General features: G+C 69.6%; 18 protein-coding genes. 11 read left to right on the forward strand and 7 right to left on the reverse strand.

The genetic code is table 11. The annotated features are described in order from the left end of the window. The first annotated feature begins 11 nt into the window (after positions 1-11). Together ACZZZN_RS03405 and ACZZZN_RS03410 are read left to right on the forward strand one after the other, a co-directional pair. Complete coding sequence (locus tag ACZZZN_RS03405) at positions 12-1,037, forward strand: sugar phosphate isomerase/epimerase family protein (protein ID WP_463503818.1); 1,026 nt, start codon at positions 12-14, stop codon at positions 1,035-1,037. Further along, entirely contained in the window at positions 1,034-1,327 is a 294-nt protein-coding gene (locus ACZZZN_RS03410; protein ID WP_463503819.1) for a Dabb family protein, read from the forward strand. The genes ACZZZN_RS03405 and ACZZZN_RS03410 overlap by 4 nt, the downstream gene beginning before the upstream one ends. Before the next feature lie 7 nt (positions 1,328-1,334). Here ACZZZN_RS03410 and ACZZZN_RS03415 read toward each other — a convergent pair whose 3' ends face one another. The 5 genes from ACZZZN_RS03415 to ACZZZN_RS03435 form a co-directional block, all read right to left on the reverse strand. Then, positions 1,335-2,330, reverse strand: a complete 996-nt coding sequence (locus ACZZZN_RS03415) for an NYN domain-containing protein (RefSeq protein WP_463503820.1) — start codon at positions 2,328-2,330, stop codon at positions 1,335-1,337. Further along, entirely contained in the window at positions 2,323-3,318 is a 996-nt protein-coding gene (locus ACZZZN_RS03420; protein ID WP_463503821.1) for a Gfo/Idh/MocA family protein, read from the reverse strand. The genes ACZZZN_RS03415 and ACZZZN_RS03420 overlap by 8 nt, the downstream gene beginning before the upstream one ends. A 38-nt stretch (positions 3,319-3,356) precedes the next feature. Then, positions 3,357-4,412, reverse strand: coding sequence for an LLM class flavin-dependent oxidoreductase (locus ACZZZN_RS03425; protein ID WP_463503822.1), 1,056 nt, complete (start codon positions 4,410-4,412; stop codon positions 3,357-3,359). Positions 4,413-4,425: 13 nt separating this feature from the next. After that, a complete protein-coding gene (locus ACZZZN_RS03430) occupies positions 4,426-5,553 on the reverse strand; it encodes an O-acetylhomoserine aminocarboxypropyltransferase/cysteine synthase family protein (RefSeq protein WP_463503823.1) in 1,128 nt (375 codons plus the stop codon). A gap of 162 nt (positions 5,554-5,715) precedes the next feature. Further along, positions 5,716-6,423, reverse strand: a complete 708-nt coding sequence (locus ACZZZN_RS03435; protein ID WP_463503824.1) for an alpha/beta hydrolase — start codon at positions 6,421-6,423, stop codon at positions 5,716-5,718. Between the two features lie 119 nt (positions 6,424-6,542). Between ACZZZN_RS03435 and ACZZZN_RS03440 the strand changes: the two genes are divergently transcribed. The 6 genes from ACZZZN_RS03440 to ACZZZN_RS03465 are packed head-to-tail and all read left to right on the forward strand — an operon-like array spanning position 6,543 to position 12,799. After that, entirely contained in the window at positions 6,543-8,063 is a 1,521-nt protein-coding gene (locus tag ACZZZN_RS03440; RefSeq protein WP_463503825.1) for an ABC transporter substrate-binding protein, read from the forward strand. A 7-nt stretch (positions 8,064-8,070) separates the two neighbouring features. Further along, positions 8,071-9,093, forward strand: a complete 1,023-nt coding sequence (locus ACZZZN_RS03445) for an ABC transporter permease (protein ID WP_463503826.1) — start codon at positions 8,071-8,073, stop codon at positions 9,091-9,093. Then, complete coding sequence (locus ACZZZN_RS03450) at positions 9,090-9,959, forward strand: ABC transporter permease (protein WP_463503827.1); 870 nt, start codon at positions 9,090-9,092, stop codon at positions 9,957-9,959. The genes ACZZZN_RS03445 and ACZZZN_RS03450 overlap by 4 nt, the downstream gene beginning before the upstream one ends. Next, positions 9,952-10,854, forward strand: coding sequence for an ABC transporter ATP-binding protein (locus ACZZZN_RS03455; protein ID WP_463503828.1), 903 nt, complete (start codon positions 9,952-9,954; stop codon positions 10,852-10,854). The genes ACZZZN_RS03450 and ACZZZN_RS03455 overlap by 8 nt, the downstream gene beginning before the upstream one ends. After that, positions 10,851-11,663 carry an ABC transporter ATP-binding protein gene (locus ACZZZN_RS03460; protein ID WP_463503829.1) on the forward strand — a complete coding sequence of 271 codons (813 nt, stop codon included), beginning with the start codon at positions 10,851-10,853 and terminating at the stop codon, positions 11,661-11,663. Before ACZZZN_RS03455 ends, ACZZZN_RS03460 begins: the two co-directional genes overlap by 4 nt. A gap of 5 nt (positions 11,664-11,668) precedes the next feature. Continuing rightward, positions 11,669-12,799, forward strand: a complete 1,131-nt coding sequence (locus ACZZZN_RS03465; protein WP_463503830.1) for an LLM class flavin-dependent oxidoreductase — start codon at positions 11,669-11,671, stop codon at positions 12,797-12,799. 88 nt (positions 12,800-12,887) lie between these two features. Here ACZZZN_RS03465 and ACZZZN_RS03470 read toward each other — a convergent pair whose 3' ends face one another. Both ACZZZN_RS03470 and hrpA read right to left on the reverse strand, forming a co-directional pair. After that, complete coding sequence (locus ACZZZN_RS03470; RefSeq protein WP_463503831.1) at positions 12,888-13,832, reverse strand: quinone oxidoreductase family protein; 945 nt, start codon at positions 13,830-13,832, stop codon at positions 12,888-12,890. Positions 13,833-13,841: 9 nt separating this feature from the next. Further along, positions 13,842-17,720, reverse strand: coding sequence for an ATP-dependent RNA helicase HrpA (gene hrpA / locus ACZZZN_RS03475; protein WP_463503832.1), 3,879 nt, complete (start codon positions 17,718-17,720; stop codon positions 13,842-13,844). Between the two features lie 42 nt (positions 17,721-17,762). Here hrpA and ACZZZN_RS03480 point away from each other — a divergent pair, with 42 nt between their 5' ends. The 3 genes from ACZZZN_RS03480 (at position 17,763) to msuE (ending at position 20,411) form a co-directional block, all read left to right on the forward strand. Next, on the forward strand, positions 17,763-18,929 hold the full coding sequence (locus ACZZZN_RS03480; RefSeq protein ID WP_463503833.1) for a heparan-alpha-glucosaminide N-acetyltransferase domain-containing protein: 1,167 nt from the start codon (positions 17,763-17,765) through the stop codon (positions 18,927-18,929). Next, on the forward strand, positions 18,926-19,762 hold the full coding sequence (locus ACZZZN_RS03485; RefSeq protein WP_463503834.1) for an aldo/keto reductase: 837 nt from the start codon (positions 18,926-18,928) through the stop codon (positions 19,760-19,762). The genes ACZZZN_RS03480 and ACZZZN_RS03485 overlap by 4 nt, the downstream gene beginning before the upstream one ends. Positions 19,763-19,838: 76 nt before the next feature. After that, complete coding sequence (msuE, locus tag ACZZZN_RS03490; protein WP_463503835.1) at positions 19,839-20,411, forward strand: FMN reductase; 573 nt, start codon at positions 19,839-19,841, stop codon at positions 20,409-20,411. Positions 20,412-20,441 lie beyond the last annotated feature (30 nt).

Here is a 20,441-nt window from a genome sequence, read left to right on the forward strand (position 1 = left end):
AAGGAGCGCCCATGACCGCGCACCCGGTCACCCTGTTCACCGGCCAATGGGCCGACCTGCCGTTCGAGGAGGTGGCCCGGCTTGCGGCGGGGTGGGGCTATGACGGTCTCGAGGTCGCGGCCTCGGGCGATCACCTCGATCTGCGGCGAGCCGACGAAGACGACTCGTACGTCGCCTCGCGTCTCGAGATCCTCGACCGGTACGGTCTGAAGATCTTCGCGATCTCGAACCATCTCGCCGGTCAAGCGGTGTGCGATGCTCCGATCGACTTCCGCCACCAGGCGATCCTGCGGGACTACGTGTGGGGCGACGGACACGCCGAGGGCGTGCGGCAGCGGGCCGCCGATGACATGCGGCGTGCCGCTCGTGTGGCTCGCAAGCTCGGCGTCGACACGGTCGTCGGGTTCACGGGTTCGTCCATCTGGCCGTACCTGGCGATGTTCCCGCCGGTGCCGGCGTCGGTGATCGAGGCGGGATTCGAGGACTTCGCCACTCGGTGGAACCCGATCCTCGACGTGTTCGACGGCGAGGGTGTGCGCTTCGCGCACGAGGTGCATCCTGGCGAGATCGCCTACGACTACTGGTCGAGCGTGCGGGCGCTGGAGGCCATCGACCATCGGAGGAGTTTCGGGTTCAACTGGGACCCGTCGCACATGATGTGGCAGAACATCGATCCGGTCGGGTTCATCGTCGACTTCGCCGACCGCATCTATCACGTGGACTGCAAGGACACCCGGATGCGGCCTCGTAACGGTCGGGCCGGAGTGCTCGGTTCGCACCTGCCGTGGGGCGACCCTCGTCGCGGCTGGGACTTCGTCTCGACCGGTCACGGCGACGTCCCGTGGGAGGACGCGTTCCGGGCACTCGACGCGATCGGCTATGCAGGTCCGATCTCGATCGAGTGGGAGGATGCTGGAATGGATCGGCTGCACGGCGCGCCCGAGGCCCTCGGCTACGTACGCTCGTTGTTGTGGCCCGCACCCCACGCGTCGTTCGACGACGCTTTCACCACTCAGAGCACCGAAGAGGTTCCATGACCATCCAGCACACCGTCGTCTTCCGCCTCGTCCACGAGGCAGGTTCCGCCGAGGAGCGCGACTTCCTCGAGACGGGGAGATCAGCTCTCTCGTCGATCCCCGGGGTCGAGGACTTCACGGTGCGCCGTCAGGTGAGCCCGAAGAGCGACCTCGAGCATCAGTTCTCGATGGTGTTCGCCGACCGGGAGGCCTACACGGCCTACGATCAACATCCTTCGCACACCTCGTTCGTCGCCGACCGCTGGGTGCCCGAGGTCGCGGCCTTCCAGGAGTACGACTTCGAGGAGTGACGGCCGGTCAGGCCGCCTGCTCGCGCAACCGCACGAGTCGCTCGTGCCCGGTCTCCTCGAGTTCGGCGATGTTCTCGCGCGACTTCAGGAAGTCCGAGAAAGACCGGTAGCCGAGCGCCTTCTCGCTGAACGACGGGTCCATCCGGCGCATGTGCGTCTTCACGGCCGAGCTGTGCAGCCATTCGTCCGCCCCGGCCTTGTCGTGTCCCAGCCTCAGCGCCCGCTGGAGCAGCTCGGTCGCCTCGCCCTGCTCAGTGCCCTCGCCCTGCTCGTCGACCTTCGCCGGAGCGGATGCCGCTGTCGCTGCCTTCGCCTTGGCGGATTTGGTCTGGGCCCTCGTCCTGGTCTTGACGGCGGGCTCTGCGACCGGCTCGGCCACCTCGACCTCGACCACGGGGGTCTCGACCACCGGGGCGGGGGCTGCGGCCTTGCTCGGGCGCACCACACCGGGAAGCGAGTCGTAGGCCTCGAACTCGTCGCAGGCCGCCGCCAGGGATTTGGCGGTCGATCCCGCGACACCGACGCCGATGACGTAGCGGCCGAGGCGCTTGCAGCGCTGCGCGAGCGGCACGTAGTCGCTGTCGCCGGCGACGATCACGACGTGCGTGAGGTCGGGCAGGCGGAACATGTCTTCGACGGCATCGACGGCGAGACGGATGTCGGCGCCGTTCTTGGCGTAGGCCGCGGCCGGGAAGAGCTGCACGAGATCGACGGCCCGTGCGACGAGCTGCGATCGGTACACGGCGTTGACGGGCGACGACCAGTCGGCATAGGCACGGGTGAGCACCAGGGTGCCGAAGGATGCGGCGTAGTCGATGATCGCGCCGACCTCGATCATCGCGCGCGCGAGCCGCTCGGTGACCTCGGGGTCGGAGGGATTGTCGCTGATGCGCTGGCGATCCTTGCCGTACGCGTTGCGACCGTGCACGCGGTCGTACCAGGAGATGACGATGTTGTCGAAGTCCAGGTAGACGGCCACGCGGGCGTCGGGTGCATCAGCCATGGTTCACTCCCTCGTTCGGGTACCGGACACCGATCTGGGCGCGGATCTCGTCGAGCGTGCCCATGATCGCGACGGTCTCTGCGATCGGAAGGATGTCGCCCTCCACGACGCCGTCGCGCACGAGACGCTCGGCCGCCTGAGCCTGGTATTGCATGCCACGCCCGTCGACCTGGGAGACGTACTCCTCGATGACCGTCCCGTCGGGCTGCACCACGCGGAAGGTCGTCGGCGTGTACCAGACGCGATCGATGTCGATGCGGGCGTCGGTGCCGACGATGCTCGCGGCGTTCGGGCCTGCGGCGCGCGACGACGAGATCGTGGTCGAGATCGCCCCGCTCTCGTGCGTCATGATGGTGGCGACCTCGGCATCGGCGCCCGTCTCGATCAGGCGCGCGGTGGCCTGCACGGTGGCCGGGGCGCCGAGCACGTCCCAGACGAACGAGATCGGGTAGATGCCGAGGTCGAGCAGCGCGCCGCCGCCGAGTTCGAGGGCATTGAGCCTGTGCGTCGGGTCGGCGGAGATCTTCTGCGTGTGATCGGCCGTGACGACGCGGATCTCGCCGAGAGTGCCCGCAGCGAGGATCTCGCGGATGCGCACCATGTGCGGCAGATAGCGCGTCCACATCGCCTCCATCGCGAGAAGCCCGCGCTCGGCGGCGAGACGCTGCAGGTCTTCGGCCTGCGCGCGATCGACCGTGAACGCCTTCTCGACGAGCACGTGCTTGCCGGCCTCGAGAGCGAGGCGGGCGTTGGCATGGTGCATCGGGTGCGGCGTCGAGACGTAGATGATGTCGACATCGGGGTCGGCGACCAGCGCCTCGTACGAGGGGTGCGCGCGGGCGATGTCGAAGCGCGTCGCGAAGGCATCCGCCGACTCCTGTGAGCGCGAGCCGACCGCCACCAGGTCGAGTCCGGCGGTGCGCAGATCGGAAGCGAAGGCGCCGGCGATACCGCCGGTCGCGAGGATTCCCCATCGAAGACCAGTCATGGTCTCAGCGTACGGGGTCGCGCCGACGTGCGTCGCGTTCAGGCGATGGCCGCGAGGGTGCGCTGCGGCACGAGGGGGAAGACCTGCTCGGCGATCCGCTCGAGCTCTTCGTCGAGGGGCGACGACTGGATGAGCAGCAGAGTGATGCCGGCATCCGCGTACTCATGGATGCGCTCGGCGACCTGCTCGGGTGTGCCGACGAGGTTGGGGCGGAGGCCGCGTGTGCCGACCGAGTACTCGCGGCGTGTGAGCTCGAGCGAGAGCTTGGAGTTGCGCTGGAACTCCTCGAACGAGGCGTAGCCGGGGGAGTCGGGGTCGACGGTCGTGATGCGGTCAAGCTCGCGCTGCGCCTCGGCCTCGGTGTCTCGGACGATCACGTACGCCGGCATGCCGAACTCGGCGATCGGGCGGCCGTGCAGCCGCTCGGAGCGCGCGTTCATGTCGGTCACGTTGGCGCGCACCTCGTCGAGGGTGCCGCCGTGCATCACGTAGGCGTCGGCGAACCCGGCGATCGATTCGCGGCCGGCCTCGCTCTCGCCACCGGCGAAGATCACCGGATGACTCGATGGCTTCGGCTCGACGATCGTCCCGTCGAGGGCGTAGTGCGAGCCCTGGAACGAGTACGGCGTCTGCTCCCACAGGCCGTTCAGCACCGTCACGAACTCCTCGGCCTGCACATAGCGTTCGTCATGGGTCGTGAACTGCCCGCCGAACTGTCGGGCCTCCTCGGCCCACCACGCAGCCACGACATTGAGGGAGACCCGACCGGGGGCGATCTGATCCAGCGTCCCGACGGTCTTCGCGAGCACCGCAGGCAGGTGGAACCCGGGGCGCACGGCTGTCATGACGCGCAGGCGCTCGGTCACGGCGAGGATGGCGGCCGACAGCGACCACGCCTCGAGACTCGGTGCATCCGTGCCCTTGCGGTCGTTGAGGTAGAGCTCCGGCACCAGGGTGGTGTGGAAGCCGAGGCGGTCGGCCTTCACCGACACCTCGCGGATGTAGTCCCAGGTGGCCGCCATCCGGCCCTCGTCGGTGACGTTGCGCAGGAATCCGCCGTAGACGGGGGTCCAGTAGCCGAGGTCGATTGCCATGATGGTCCTTCCGTCAGACCAGTGAGAGTGCGTGGTCCAGGTCGACGATGAGGTCGGCCGGGTCTTCGAGTCCCGCCGAGAGACGGATCGTCGTGAGCGAGATGCCGGCGGCGGCCCGCTGGTCGGCGGTGAGGTGCGAATGCGTCATCGACGCCGGGTGGTTCACCAGACTGCGCGCATCGCCGATGTTCGCCACCAGACGGATGACCTGCAGCGAGTCGATCACGCGGGCGACGCTGCCGTGCGTCTCGGCGTCGAGCGGGACCGCGAGATCGAACGAGAAGACCGAGGGGCCTCCTCGCGGCAGGTAGCGCTGGGCGAGCGGTTGCCAGCGGTTGCCCTCGAGCCCGGGATGGTGCACGGTCGCGACCGCCGGATGCTCCTGCAGATGCCGCGCGAGCTGCAGGGCGGTGGCGGTCTGCCGCGCCACCCGCAGGTCGAGCGTCTCGACTCCCTGCAGGATCTGCCAGGCGTTGAACGGCGAGAGCGAGGGACCGAGATCGTGCACGTACTTCGATTTCACGAGCGCCGCGAAGGCCTGACCGCTGCCGAAGCGCTCCCACAGGGTGAAGTCACCCACGCGCGCGTATGGTTCGGTGAAGTGCGGCCAGCGCTGCGGCTCGCGGCCGAAGTCGAAGGTGCCCTGGTCGACGACCACACCGCCGAGAGATGTGCCGTGACCGCTGAGGAACTTGGTCGCCGAGTGCACGACGAAGTCGGCTCCGTGCTCGCCGGGGCGCACCAGGTACGGAGTGCCGACGGTGTTGTCGATCACGAGCGGGACCCTCGCCTCGTGCGCGATGTCGGCCACGGCGCGGATGTCGAGCACCTGCGCGATCGGATTCGCGATCGACTCGGCGAACAGCACCCGCGTCTCCGGGCGGATAGCGGCACGCCAGGCGTCGGGGTCGTCCTGGTCGACGAAGGTCACCGGGATGCCGAAGTCGTCGAAGGTCTCCTGCAGCAGATCGACCGTGCCGCCGTAGAGCTGGGTCGCGGCGACGATGTGTCCGCCTCGACCGACGAGGGCGAGCAGGGTCACGGCGACCGCCGCCTGCCCCGATGCCACGGCCACCGCCGAAACGCCGCCCTCGAGTGCGGCGATGCGCTCTTCGAGGACCTGCTGGGTCGGGCTCTGCATTGCGGCTGTAGAGGTTGCCGGCGGCGCGCAGCGCGAAGAGGTCTGCCGCGTCGGCGAGCGAGGCGAACTCGTAGGCTGCGGTCTGATAGATCGGCGGGACAGCACTGTTCTGTGGGATTCCGGGGACGTAGCCCGCCTGGATCTGACGCGTGGAGAACTCGGTCACGCGTGCGCCGCCGCCGTCTCGTGCTCGCGCACGATCTGATGAGAGCGCACGATCGGCGCGTGCACGTCGCCGCCGCGCAGACGCTCGAGCCACTGCACGAGCGAGGCCGCGACACTGCGATGCGACTGGTCGTTGAGCGCGTCGTGGAGCCCGTCGACGGTCTCGACGATCTCGAGGTCGGGAACGGTGCGGAGCGCGTCGACCACATCCGCGAGCGGAGACACGGCGTCGGCGCCGCCGTGGACGGCGAGCACGGGCACCTCGATCGCCGCGAGATCGGCGGGCGCCGGCAGCGGCTCGGCCGCAGCGCCCCCGTCGGTCGAGGCCTCGGTGGTCAGCACACCGAGGTGCAGCGGGCACGCCGTGCGCTCCGCGGCGGAAGGCAGCGCGAGCTCGGCATCCACCAGCGTCCCGGCGACGACCACCGCGTCGACGGTGGCGCCCTGGGCCGCGAGGCGCAGCACGGCGGATGCTCCGGCATCCGACCCGACGAGCACCCGCGGGGTGTCGGTGGCCTCCGAGAGCCAGGCGCTCGCGGCCTCGGCATCCTCATCGAAGACGGCGACGGTGTAGCCGTCGGAGCTCAGACGGCGGCCGAAGCGCTCGTACACGCCCGCGCGCTCGCCACGTCCGGCGACGACGGCGAGAGTGCCGCGAACACGCGCGGGCGGAGCCCAGAGTGCGGGGGAGGAGGTCGTGGTCATGCGTCCCATCCTGTTGTCCGTGTCGCACCCCCGAGTCTGATGTTTCGCAGTGTTGCACTCCGTGTCTCTTCGCTTCGCGGAGATTGTGCACGGCTGTGGCCCCTCATACTTTCGCTTGCATGACCCCCCGATCTCGTCTCCCCTTCTTCGCTGCCGCGACCGCTGCGTCCCTCGCGCTCGCCGGTTGCGCCGGCGCCTCTGCAGCCCCGTCCGAGTCCGCAGGCGCGACCTCGCTCACCTGGGGCTGGAACCTGCCGACCAGCTGGGATCCCGTGACCTCGACCGCCGGGTGGGACACACACGCACTCGCGCTCGTCTACGACGGGCTGACTCAGCTCGACACCGAGGGCGAGGTCGTGCCCGGGCTCGCCGAGAGCTGGGAGTACAACGCCGACGGCACCTCGATCACGTTCCACCTGCGGGAGGGAGCGGAGTTCACCGACGGAACCCCGGTCACGGCGGATGCGGTGAAGCAGAGCATCGAACGCGGTCGCGACCAGGAGAACTCGACGCTCGCAGGGCAGCTGCGGATCGTCGTCGGCGTCGATGCCGTCGACGAGCAGACCGTCACCGTGCACCTCGATCAGGCCGACTATCAGGTGCCGTACCTGTTCGCGGGAAAGACCGGGTTCGTCGTGAATCCCGCTGCCTTCGACGACGTCACGACCCTCGCCACCCAGCCCGAGGGGTCGGGTCCGTTCGCCCTCACCGAGTACGTGCCCAACGCGCACGCCGACCTCGAGAAGAACGAGGACTACTGGAACGCGGACCACATCTTCATCGATGACTTCTCGATCGTGCCGGTCACAGACCCCGCGACCGTCGTCGCCGGTGTGACGTCGGGACAGTGGGACGTGGCTCAGGTGCCGCCGGCTCAGGTCGATGCCGCGAAGGCCGCGAACCTCGAGGTCGAGACCATCAGGGCTCTCACCGTCCGCGCCCTCGACGTCAACAGCACCGTCGCGCCGTTCGACGATCAGCGCGTGCTCCAGGCCATCAGCCACGCCACCGACCGGCAGGCTCTGATCGATGCCGCATACTTCGGGCAGGGCACGCCGAACTGGCAGCCGTTCCCCGAGGGATACGTCGCACACAGCCCCGAGCTCGATGATCTGTACCCGCACGACGTCGATGCCGCGAAGGCGCTCCTCGCCGAAGCCGGTCACCCGGACGGGCTGGAGATCACCCTGTCGCTCACCGAAGACGACACCGCGCTCGCCGAGGTGCTGCAGGCGCAGTGGGCCGAGGCGGGGATCGACGTGACCCTGAACGTGCTGCCCGCGGCGGCCGTCGCGCAGAACTACGTGCAGCGGACGCTGCCGTTCGTGCTCGACAGCTACTCGGGGCGCCAGTCGCCCCTGCAGGGACTCGAGGTGCTGTACGGCACCGAGGGACTGATGAACCTCGGCCGTCAGACGCCGCCCGAGCTCACCGCGGCGATCGACGCGGCGAGGGCGACCCCCACCGATGCCGACGACTACGCCGAGAAGATCCAGGATGCGGTCGAGATCGGCGTCGAGCTGCAGCCGAACACGTTCCTGTTCAGCTGGCCGCGGATCCTCGTGCACCCCGAGAAGGTCACCGGCATCCAGCACTGGCTCGACGTGCAGCGCTGGGAAGACGTCAAGGTCGAGGGCTGAGCTCAGCATGACGACAGCGTTCGCTGAGGTGCGCCCTGCGCCCGAGCTCGACGACGCGCCGGTCGCGCGCAGCGCCTGGCCTGTGGTGAGGACGATCCTCGCGACCCTGATCACGGCGGTCACGGTCTTCGTCATCGCGACCTTCGCGACGTTCGCCCTCGGGGCGGCGAGCGGTTCGAACCCCGCGGCCGTCGCCCTCGGCGAGGTCGCCACCCAGGCCGACATCGACCGGCTCAATCACGAGTTCGGTCTCGACCGGCCCTTCCTCGTCCGTTACATCGATTGGATCGCCGGCGCAGTCACCGGCGACCTCGGCACCTCCTGGTTCACGACGATCCCTGTCGCCGACAGCATCGCCCAGGCGTTCCCCGTGAGCCTGTCGATCGCGGCGGGGGCGACGCTGTTCGCCCTCGTCTTCGGGTTCGCCGGCGGCGTTCTCGCCGCGGTGAACAGAGGAGGCGTGATCGACAGGGTGGTGACCGGCCTCAGCACGGTGGCCGCCACGGTTCCCGCGTTCGTCGCGGCCATCGGACTCATCCTGCTCTTCTCCTATGCGATCCCGATCTTCCCGGTCGCCGGGTACACCCCGCCGGAGAAGAGTGTGAGCGCCTGGCTCGTCTGCCTCGTGCTCCCATCGATCGCACTCAGCCTCGATGCGGGAGCCGACATCGCCAGACAGCTGCGCACCTCGCTCGTCGGCACCCTTCGGGAGAACTTCATCATCGGTGCGAGAGTGCACGGGCTCGGCCCCTCGCGCATCGTGTTCCGGCATGCGCTGCCCATCGCCGCAGGGCCGGCGCTGTCGACGCTGGGGGTGCACGCGCCGCGCCTGGTCGGCGGTGCCGTCATCACCGAGGTGATCTTCGGGATGCCGGGGCTCGGTCAGCTCGCCAACCGCGCGGCCCTCCAGGGAGACGTGCCGGTGGTGCAGGGAGTGCTCCTGGTGACGATCGCGATGATCGTGATCGTCGGGGCCGTGCTCAACGTCGTGATCTCCCGCACCGGGGGAACCGAGAGGAGCGCCGCATGAGCGTCACCCAGGCCCCGGCCGCCGTGAGGTTGTGGCGCTCGGGATGGAGCGTCAGGATCGCACTGCTCGTCCTGGTCGCCGTGGCGGTGCTCGCCATCGCGGGCCCGAGCCTCGCACCGCAGAATCCGCTCGCGCAGAACGCCTCCGCGACGCTGCAGGAGCCGAGCCTCGCGCACCTCCTCGGCACGGACTACCTCGGTCGCGACGTGCTCTCACGACTGTTCGCCGGAGCACCGGCCTCGCTGCTGAGCGCGATCTCGGCGGCGCTCATCGGCCTCGCCCTCGGGGCGATCCCCGGTGCACTCAGTGCGTTCGTGCCGCGGGTCGCGGAGTGGTTCTCACTGCGTGTCGTCGACGCCCTCCTCGCGCTGCCGTTCATCCTCTTCGCGATCGTCTTCGCGGCGCTGCTGGGCAACGGTCTCGTGCAGGCGACGCTCGCGATCGGCATCCTGGTCGCCCCCGGATTCTTCCGCATCGCCCGCGCCGCCACGCTGCGGGTGCGGGACTCGCAGTACATCGATGCGGCCGGCTACCTCGGAGCCTCGGCGTGGTGGATCCTGACGCGTCACGTGTGGCGGCAGGTCGCACCGAACCTGGTCGTCGCCTCCGTGTCGGCGCTCGGCGGCGCCCTGCTCGCGGTCGCGTCGCTCACGTTCCTCGGCATCGGGGTGCAGCCGCCGGCACCGACGTGGGGCGGGATGCTGTCGAGCGATCTCGGCTACCTCGGTCAGCGTCCTTGGGGCCCGCTCGCCCCGGCACTCGCGATCATCATCACCGTCGGTGCGCTCAACCTGGTCGCGGATGCGGCACGGGACGTGCTCGGCGCGGACACCCCGACGAAGCGAAAGGCGGCGGCACATGTCTGACACCCGCTCGATCATCGAGGCGCGCGGTACGCTGCCGCAGGCATCCGTCGTGGCGGGCACACCTCTGCTCCCCTCCTTCGACGAGGCCTCCCTCGCGCGCCCGGCCACGGCCGAGGTGACAGATCTCGTGATCGCCGCCTCCGACGGAACGGAGCTCGTGCGAGGCGTCTCGGCGTCCGTCCGCCCCGGGGAGGCCCTGGGCATCGTCGGCGAGTCGGGCAGCGGCAAGACGCTGACCTGCCGAGCGCTGCTGGGGATACTCCCGGCGGGTCTCGAGGTCACCGGGGGAAGCGTGCACGTCGACGGCATCGATCTCACCCATGCCGATGAGCGCGCGTGGCGTCGGGTGCGCGGCACCCACATCGGCGCGGTCTTCCAAGACCCCGCCTCGTATCTCAACCCCGCGATCCCCGTCGGTGCGCAGCTCGAGGAGACGCTGCGGGTCACCGCTTCGCTTCCGCGCCGGCAGGCCAGGGAGCGCGCCCGCGAACTGCTCGACGACCTCGGCATCCGCCGCGTCGACCTGGTGCTGCGTCAGCGGGTCGCGCAGCTCTCCGGAGGGATGCTGCAGCGCGTGCTCATCGCGATGGCGCTCGCCGCCGACCCCGCCGTGCTGATCGCCGACGAGGCGACGACGGCGCTCGACGTGACGGTGCAGGCGGAGCTGCTCGAGCTGCTCGGCCGTCTTCGCAAAGAGCGCGATCTCGCGCTGATCCTCGTCTCGCACGACCTCGCCGTGGTGGCGCAGGTCTGCGAGCGCGTGCAGGTGTTCCGCGACGGGCGTGTGGTCGAGGCGGGGGCGACATCGCGTGTGCTCCGCGCTCCCGCGCACCCCTACACGCGGGAACTGCTCAGTGCGCATGCCGCGTACGGACTCGAGAGGTTCCTCGCATGACGACGCCCATCCTCGAACTCGAGAACCTCTCGGTCGACTACGGCCGCGTGCGCGTGCTCGACGGCATCTCCCTGACCGTGCGGCCGGGTGAGGTCGTCGGCGTGGTCGGCGAATCGGGATCCGGCAAGACCACGCTCGCGAAGGCGGTGCTGCGTGCGGTCGACACCTCGGCGGGATCCCGGCTGCTCGTCGACGGACGCGACGTGACGCGCCTTCGCGGCGGTGCGCTGCGGTCCTGGCGTCGGGGCGGAGCCGTGCAGTACGTGTTCCAGGACCCGCTGCGCTCGCTCGACCCCGGTGTGCGCGTCTCCGATTCGATCGTGGAGGGGCTCCGCATCGCCGGCGTTCCCGCCGCCGATGCCGCGCGTCGTCGAGCTGAAGCGCTCACCGCGGTCGGCCTCGACGAAGAGCTCATCACGCGGCTTCCGGCCGGTCTCTCCGGAGGGCAGCGGCAGCGTGCGGCGATCGCTCGCGCCCTCGTCGTCGAGCCGCGCCTCCTGCTGCTCGACGAGCCGGTCAGCGCCCTCGACGCCGCGAGCCGCGATCGGGTCGTGCAGGCCCTCATCGCGCTGCGCGACGCCCGCGGTTCCGACCTCGCCATGCTGGTGATCTCGCACGACATCGGCTCGCTCGCCGCCATGAGCGATCGGCTGATCGTGCTCGACCGAGGCCGCGTCGTCGAGGACGGCCCCACTCGCCGCGTGATCTCGCAGCCCGAGCATCCGTACACCCGGCTGCTCATCGACTCGGTCCCCCTCATCCACACGCCCAGGGCGAATCGCCCGTCCCCCGTCCCTGTCAGGAGCTGACGCACATGCCCATCGAACTGCTCGGAATGATCGCCACGACCCCCGGATCGGAGTCGAAGGGGGTCGAGGGCCCCCCGATCGACGCAGGCTATGTACGCGAGTTCTCCCGCGCGCACGAGGAGGCGGGGTTCGACCGCGTCCTGATCGGCTACAGCGCCAGCTCACCCGATGGCTTCGCCGTCGCGGCCGCGGCGCTGCACTCGACGGAGCGGCTGAAGGTGCTCATCGCCCACCGGCCGGGATTCGTCGCCCCGACGGTCGTCGCCCGCAAGCTCGCGACCCTCGACCACCTGACCGGCGGGGGGCGCGTCGCGATCCACCACATCACCGGGGGCAGCGAGGCCGATCAGCGCAGAGACGGGGACTTCAGTGAGAAGTCCGACCGCTATCGCCGCACCGGCGAGTTCATCGACGTCCTCCGTCGAACCCTGACTTCCGACGAGCCCTTCGACTATCACGGTGACTTCTATCGGGTCGAGGGCGCGTTCTCGGCGGTGAAGCCCGCCACCGACGAGGGGATCCCGGTGTTCTTCGGCGGTCTGTCGGAGGGCGCCGTCGAGGTCGGCGCCAAGGCGGCCGACGTCTACATGCTGTTCGGCGAGCCACTGGCCGACGTCGCCGAGAACATCCGCACGATCCGTGCCGCGGCTGCGCGCGAGGGCCGGACCGTCGAGTTCAGCCTGTCGACCAGGCCGATCATCGCGGCGACCGAGGGTGAGGCGTGGGAGAAGGCTGACCGCATCTATGCCGAGACCGAGGCGGTGATCGCGCGGCGCGCTTCGGGCAATCCGCTCACCTTCGCCCGACCCGAGCGTCAGGAGCCGGTGCCCGTCTCGGCCGATCGCCTGCAGCAGGCCGCGCAGCGAGGAGACGTGCACGACGAGCGCCTCTGGCTCGGCATCACGAGGCTCACGGGTCCGGCAGGCAACTCGACGGCTCCGGTCGGCACGCCTGCGCAGGTGGCCGAGGCATTGCTCAAGTACTACGACCTGGGCGTGACGCGCTTCCTCATCCGAGGCTTCGATCCGCTGGGCGATGTGCGCGACTGGGGTGCGGAACTCGTTCCGGCGCTCCGAGAAGGTGCTCGGCTCCGTGACGAGGCCAGAGCCGCGGAGGATGCCGAGAAGGTCGCCTGACCGGCTCTCGCACGTCGCCTTCGGAGGTCGAGCGAGAGTATCTCCATCGCCACAGCATCCACGGCCGCCCGCGTCTGGTCCTGAAGCTCTACGGAACCAGCACGATCTTGCCCGACGCGGCACCGGACTCCACCAGCTCGTGAGCCTGTGCGGCCTCGGCGAGCGGCAGCTCCTGGCCGATCTCGATCGTGAAGTCCCCGGACGCGAGCAGCTCGACGGTCGCCGCGAGCGCCTCGGCCCGCCACGCGAGTTCCTGCGCGGTCAGCGGCTCAGGGGAGCCGCCAGAGAAGGCGCGGATGCCGAAGGATGCGGCGTCGGGGCCTCGAACGATCGTCGCGATGCGGTCGCGGTCGGCGACGAGTTCGAGCGACACCTCGATGGCCTCATCCGTCCCGGCGCAATCGAGCGCGACGGTCACAGCGTCAGGAACGGCCTCACGTACGCGCTCGAGCAGCCCCTCGCCGTACGCGACGGGAGTCGCACCGAGCTCGCGAAGCTGATCGTGCCGCGCGGGACTGGCGGTGGCGATCACGATGGCGCCCCAGGCGACGGCGAACTGCACGGCGGCCTGCCCGACCGATCCCGAGCCGCCGTGCACGAGCAGCACGTCGCCCTCGGTGACGCCGAGCGAGCGGAGCGCCTGATACGCGGTGCCGGCGGGGATGCCGATGCCGGCGCCCTCTGCCGCGGTCACCGCATCGGGGAGAGCCACCAGCTTCTCGACGGGAACGGCCAGCAGGCTCGCGTAGGTGCCGACGGTGTCTCGGATCGCCACCCGGTCGCCCACGGCGAAGCCGTCGACGTCATCGCCGAGCGATTCGATCACTCCGGCGCCGTCGAAGCCGACTCCGCGCGGTTCGGTGATCGGCGGAGACGGGCGTTTCGCGCTGCGCAGCTTCGCATCGATCGGATTGACCCCCGCGGCGTCGATCCGCACCACCGCCTCACCGCCGAGGGCGATCGGATCGGGGATCTCGACCTGGTGAAGCACGTCAGGGGAACCGAACTCTGTGTAGACGATCGCGCGAGCCATGCCCTCAGGCTACCCCCGTGCCGTCAGCACCTTCATGATGCGCTGTGGCGACACCGGCTGCGCGGTGCCGAGGCGCTGGGCGAACACGCTCACGCGATACTCCTCGAGCAGCCACCGCGTCTCGACGAGAGCCGCCGGCGCACCGGGGGCGAGCGGGATCGTGCCGCCGGCATCCTCGAAGACCTTGGCCATGCGCTCGAACTCGCTCATGCGGGTGCGGTCCTTGCCCGGTTCGCTGGCCAGGGTCTTCAGACGCTCGAGCATTCCGTCGAGGTAGCGGGGGAAGTGCGTGAGGCGGTCGACGCCGGCGGCCGAGACGAATCCCGGATGCAGGAGACCTGCGAGCTGGGTGCGGATGTCGTTCAGCGGCCCGAGCAGAGCGAGCGAGTTCTGCGACTTGATACCGCGTTCGACCGCTCGCGACGTGGTGAGGATGCGAGCCACGAGCGAGACGCACGCGAACAGGTCGTCGACGAGAGATGCCGAGACGGTGTCGCGCACCCGGGTGAACTCCGCCTCGGTGCGAACGATCCCGCCGGGTGCCGTGCGATCGATGACGCCCTGCACCACGGCGGCGCGGCAGTCCTCGATGAGGGCCGCCGCCGACTGGTACGGCGAGGCGGCGAGCGCGAGCTTCTCCTGGCTGGTGAGGTGCTGCTGCACGTACGACGACGGCGAGGGCACGCCGAGAAGCACGAGCCGCCGCACGCCGGAGCGAGTGGCCGCGGCCGCGGCATCCGCCGTCGACTCGACCCGCACCGAGACGGTCTTGCCCTGGTCGACGATCGCCGGGTAGCCGCGCACGACTCCGCCCGCGACGCGGGTGTCGAGCACCTCGGGCAGATCGCCGAAGGCCCAGGTCGTGAGGCCGTCCTGCTCGATCGAGGTGGTGACGGCCGCCGGCTGCGGCCCCTGCGAGGGCCCGGTGCGGCGGGGCGGTGCCGCGATCGACCTGGCCACGCTGCTGCGGGCGCGGTCGGTGAGCTCTGTCTGCAGCGCACTCAGATCGCGGTTCGACCCGGCGACGCGACCGCGTTCGTCGACGGCGCGGAAGTTCATGCGCAGATGTGCGGGCACCCGGTCGTCGTCGAAGTCGGCTGCCGAGACGAGCTGATTCGCGAGCGGCTGGATGAGGCGGGCCAGCGCTTCCTTGAGGGTGCGGTTCGGCAGGCCGCCGTGCGACTCGGGGCCTTGCCCTGTGAGCTCGACGCCGAACTTGTCGGCCCAGTCGGCGGCGGGCACGACGTGACGTCGGATCGCCTTGGGCAGTGCGCGCAGCAGACCGGTGACGAGCTCGGCCCTGAGCCCCGGCACCTGCCAGTCGAAGCCGCGGTCCTCGATCTGCGCGAGCAGGGGGAGCGGGATCACCACGCTCACGCCGTCGTCGGCTGCGCCCGGCTCGAAGCGGTAGGCGAGGCCGAGCACCTGATCGCCCTGCGTCCACCGGGTCGGGAACTCGTTCTGATCCGCGCGGCTCTCGTCGTCGAGAAGGTCGCCCTCGCGCATGACGAGAAGCTTCGGCGTGGCGGCGAGCTGCTCGCGCCACCACTTCTCGAACGAGCGCACGTCGAAGACGTCGGAGGGGATGCGCTCCTCGTAGAAGCGGAAGACGGCCTCGTCGCCGGCGAGGATGTCGCGGCGGCGCTCGCGCTCCTCGAGCTTCTCGAGGCGCTTGCGCAGCTCGGCGTTGCTGCGCCAGAAGGCGCTCGCGCGCTTGTCGATGCGCGTCGGGTCCCACTCGCCCTCGACGAGCGCGTGCCGCACGAACATCTCGCGTGACGCCGGGCGGTCGATCCGCGCGAACTGCACGCGCCGGCGGGGGATGATCTCGACGCCGAACAGCGTCACCTTCTCGTAGGCGACGGCAGCCCCGGCATCCTTCGACCAGTGCGGCTCGGTGACCTGACGTTTCGCGAGGTCGCCCGCGAGCGCCTCGGCCCAGGCGGGGTCGATCGCCGCGACCGTGCGCGCATACGTGCGTGACGTCTCGACGATCTCGGCGGCCATCACGGCCTGCGGGCTCTTCTTGCGCAGGGCAGAGCCGGGGAAGATCGAGAAGCGGATGCCGCGGGCGCCGCGGTACTCGGCCATGCGCTTCTTCTTGGGATCGACGCCCTTGCCCGTCTGGCGTTCGTCGAGGATGCCGATCTGCGACAGAAGGCCGGCGAGCAGGGCGCGGTGGATCGCATCGGGGTCGGCCGTGCCGGATCCGTCCTTCACCTTCACCAGCCCGCGGAGTTGACGGTGCACGTCGAACCACTCGCGCACTCGCACGTAATTGAGATGCTCGGATCGGCAGAGTCGGCGGAAGGCGCTGGACCCCAGCTCGCGCTGCTGCTCCCTGAGGTGGTTCCAGAGGTTCAGGATCGACAGGAAGTCGCTCGTGGGATCGGCGAAACGCGCATGCATGCGGTCCGCCTCATCGCGCACGCTCTGCGGTGCCTCCTGCGAGGGGCGTTCGCGCACGTCCTGGATCGACATGCCCGCCACGATCGCGAGCACGTCGCGCGTGACATCGGTGCCGCCGGAACTCCCCGCAGCGATCAGCATGCGTGCGAAACGCGGGTCGATCGGGATGCGGGAGATGTCCCGCCCGATGCGGGTGAGCGCGTGGGTCCCTGAGCCTGTCGAAGGGCGCACCGCCCCGAGCTCGGTGAGCAGATCGAACGCCGCCTTCACCCCGCGCGAATCGGGTGGGGTGAGGAAGGGGAAGGCAGTGATGTCGCCGAAACCGAGCGACAGCATCTGCAGGATCACCGAGGCGAGAGACGTGCGCAGGATCTCGGGTTCGGTGAACTCCGCCCTGCTGTCGAAGTCCTCTTCGCTGTACAGGCGGATGGCGATGCCGTCGCTCGTTCGGCCGGCACGGCCCGAGCGCTGATTCGCCGAGGCCTGCGAGATCGCCTCGATGGGCAGACGCTGTACCTTCGACCGGCTGCTGTAGCGCGAGATGCGCGCTGTGCCGGTGTCGATCACATAGCGGATGCCGGGCACGGTGAGACTGGTCTCGGCGACGTTCGTGGCGAGCACCACTCGTCTGCGGACGCCGGCGACGCGGCTCTTCTCGAACACACGGTGCTGTTCGGCTGCCGACAGTCGCCCGTAGAGGGGCAGCACCTCGGTGGGGGAGCGATCCTTCGAGTAGGCGCCGCGCACGGCATCCGCCGCGTCTCTGATCTCTGCCTCTCCCGGTAGGAACACCAGCACGTCGCCCGGGGCCTCGCGGTCGAGCTCGCGGAGCGCCGCGACGATCGCGGTGACCTCGTCGCCCTCTTCCTGCTCTTCCTCGTGGCCGCGATACCGGATCTCGACGGGATACGTGCGTCCCGACACCTCGATGATCGGGGCCGGCGTCCCGTCGGCCGCGGCGAAGTGCGCGGCGAAGCTCTCGGGATCGATCGTCGCCGACGTGATGATGACCTTGAGGTCGGGGCGCTCGGGCAGAAGCCTCGCCAGGTATCCGAGAAGGAAGTCGACGTTGAGAGAGCGCTCGTGAGCCTCGTCGATGATGATGGTGTCGTAGCGACGGAGCAGACGGTCGCGGTTGATCTCGTTGAGCAGGATGCCGTCGGTCATCAGCGCGATGCGCGTGTCGTCCGACACCTTGTCCGTGAAGCGCACCTTGTAGCCCACGAGCGTGCCGAGCTCGACCTGCAGCTCTTCGGCGACGCGCTCCGCGATCGTGCGCGCCGCGAGACGGCGGGGTTGCGTGTGCGCGATCCGGTCGCGCCCGAGCTCGAGGCAGATCTTCGGCAGCTGGGTCGTCTTGCCCGACCCCGTGGCGCCCGCGACGATGACGACCTGATGGTCGCGGATGGCGTCGGCGATCTCCTCCCGGGCGGCGCTGACGGGCAGCTCGGCGGGATATGAGATGACGGGGGAGGACATAGCCCTCCATCGTATGACGGGTTCGGCCTCTACGATCGTCGGATGACCGTCGTGCACAGCCCCAGCCAGTGGTTCCACGACTTCGGACGCGCGCCGCGCATCCTCGGACTCGACGTCGCACGGGGCCTCGCGATCCTCGGCATGGCCGGTGCGCACATCGGGGTGTCCGAGTCGTTCGACGCGTTCGAGCCGTCGACGTGGGCCGACCTCGTGAACGGGCGATCGTCGATCCTGTTCGCGCTGCTGGCCGGTGTCTCCATCGCCCTCATGACGGGGCGCAGCTCCGGTCCCGACCCGGCGCGGATCCCGAGCATCCGTCTGCAGCTGGTCGGGCGCGGTGCCGTGATCTTCCTGATCGGTCTGACTCTCGAGCTGTTGAACACCCCGATCGCGGTGATCCTCACGCTGTACGGCCTGCTCTACGTCGCGGTGATCCCCTTCCTGCGCTGGGCCCCGGCGAAGCTGCTGCTCGCCGCGAGCATCCTCACGCTCGCGGGGCCGGCGCTGCTCGCTCTGCTGGCGGTGCTCACGCTGCATCCGTCAGGTCCCGGCATCGACCTGGTGCTCTACGGCTCGTACCCGATCACCGTCTGGCTCGCGTTCGTCTTCGCCGGGATGGCGCTGGGCCGGCTCCACGTCGAGCGAGTCGAGACCGCTGCAGTGGCGCTCGTGGTCGGACTCGGACTCGTGGTCGTCGGTTACGGGCTCGGTCTCATCGGAGCGGTCGCCGGAATCGGCGGCGGGGCGAACACGGCGTCGACGACGATCAGCACGGGGTGGAGCACGTATCCGGATGCCGTCGCCGACGGCGACCCGATCGGTGCGGTTCTCGCGGGCATCTTCGGTGTCGAGGCGCATTCGGGAGGAACGGCCGAGATCCTGGGGTCCGGTGGGTTCGCGCTCGTCGTCATCGCGCTGTGCCTGCTGCTCAGCCGTCCGCTGCGCTGGATCCTGCTGCCGCTCGCAGCGCTGGGCTCGATGCCGCTGTCGGCGTACAGCGCGCATGTGCTGTCGACGGCGCTCATCGGCGGGCCCGGTGGCTTCTTCTCGAGCAACGAGTTCTGGGCCGGCACCGCGATCATGCTGCTGCTCGCGACGACGCTGTGGTCGATCCTCGTGGGTCGTGGCCCGCTCGAGCAGCTGGTGGGCAGGGCAGCGACAGCCATGGCGACCCCACCGGCCCCTACTGCTTCTAGGCTGGATGCATGACGATTCCTGCACTCGAACTGAACGACGGCAACTCCATCCCCCAGCTCGGCTACGGCGTCTTCAAGGTGCCGGCCGACGAGACCGAGCGTGCCGTGAGCGAAGCGCTCGCCATCGGATACCGCCACATCGACACCGCGGCGATCTACGGCAACGAGGAGGGCGTGGGCGCGGCGATCGCGGCATCCGGCATCGCGCGCGACGAACTCTTCATCACGACCAAGCTGTGGAACGACCGCCACCACGACGACGAGCCCCAGAAGGCCATCGCCGAGAGCCTCGAGAAGCTCGGCCTCGAGAGCGTCGACCTGTATCTGGTGCACTGGCCGACCCCCGCCAAGGACGATTACGTGCACGCGTTCGCGTCGCTCGTCGAGATCCGCGAGGCGGGCCTGACGCGCAGCATCGGCGTCTCGAACTTCCTCGTGCCGCACCTCGAGCGCGTCGTCGCCGAGACGGGCGTCACCCCCGCGGTCAACCAGATCGAGCTGCACCCGGCGTACCAGCAGCGCGACATCGTCGACTGGGCGACCGAGCGCGGCATCCGCATCGAGTCCTGGGGTCCTCTGGGTCAGGGCAAGTACGACCTGTTCGGCACCCCGGCGATCGCCGACGCCGCCGCCGCACACGGTGTGACCCCGGCCCAGGCGGTGCTGCGCTGGCACCTGCAGAAGGGGTTCATCGTCTTCCCGAAGTCGGTGCGCGCCGAGCGACTGCGCGAGAACCTCGATGTGTTCGGCTTCGAGCTGACCGATGCCGAGATCGCGGCGATCGACGCGCTCGACCCGCTCGACGGCTCGGGCCGCGTGGGTGCGCACCCGAACGACCTCAACTGAGGCGTTCCGTTTCGACAGATGACGCCCCGTGTCGCTTCTCGCGACACGGGGCGTCGTCGTGAGTAGCGTCGACCGCATGACAGCTCCCTACCGTGTCGTCGCCGTGTCCGGCTCCCTGCACGAACCCAGCAAGACCACGGCTCTGATCCGTGCGATCGCCGGTGCTGTCGCCGACCGCGCCGAGGTCGAGATCGAGGTCATCGAGCTGACGGACATCGGCCCCTCGCTCGCCGGGGCGCTGAGCCGTGATCAGCTGCCCGCACGCGTCGAGGAGAAGCTCGTGGCCATCGAGCAGGCCGACCTGCTGATCGTGGGCAGCCCCGTCTACCGGGCCTCGTTCACCGGACTCTTCAAGCATCTGTTCGACTTCGTCGGTCAGTACGAGCTCGTCGGCAAGCCGGTGCTGCTCGCCGCGACCGGCGGCGGCGAACGGCACGCGCTCATCATCGAGCACCAGCTGCGCCCGCTGTTCGCTTTCTTCCAGGCGCTGACACTGCCGGTGGGCGTGTACGCGAGCAACACCGACTTCGACGGCTACGTGATCTCCTCCGAGGTGCTGCAGGCGCGGATCGCGCTGGCCGCAGAGCGTGCGCTGCCTCTGGTCGGATACGCCGCCTCGCGTCCCGTCGAGCCACTGCTCGTCTCCTGACCGGCCCACACACGCCGCATCCGCGTAGCG

This window comes from Microbacterium sp. AC145, assembly GCF_979258505.1.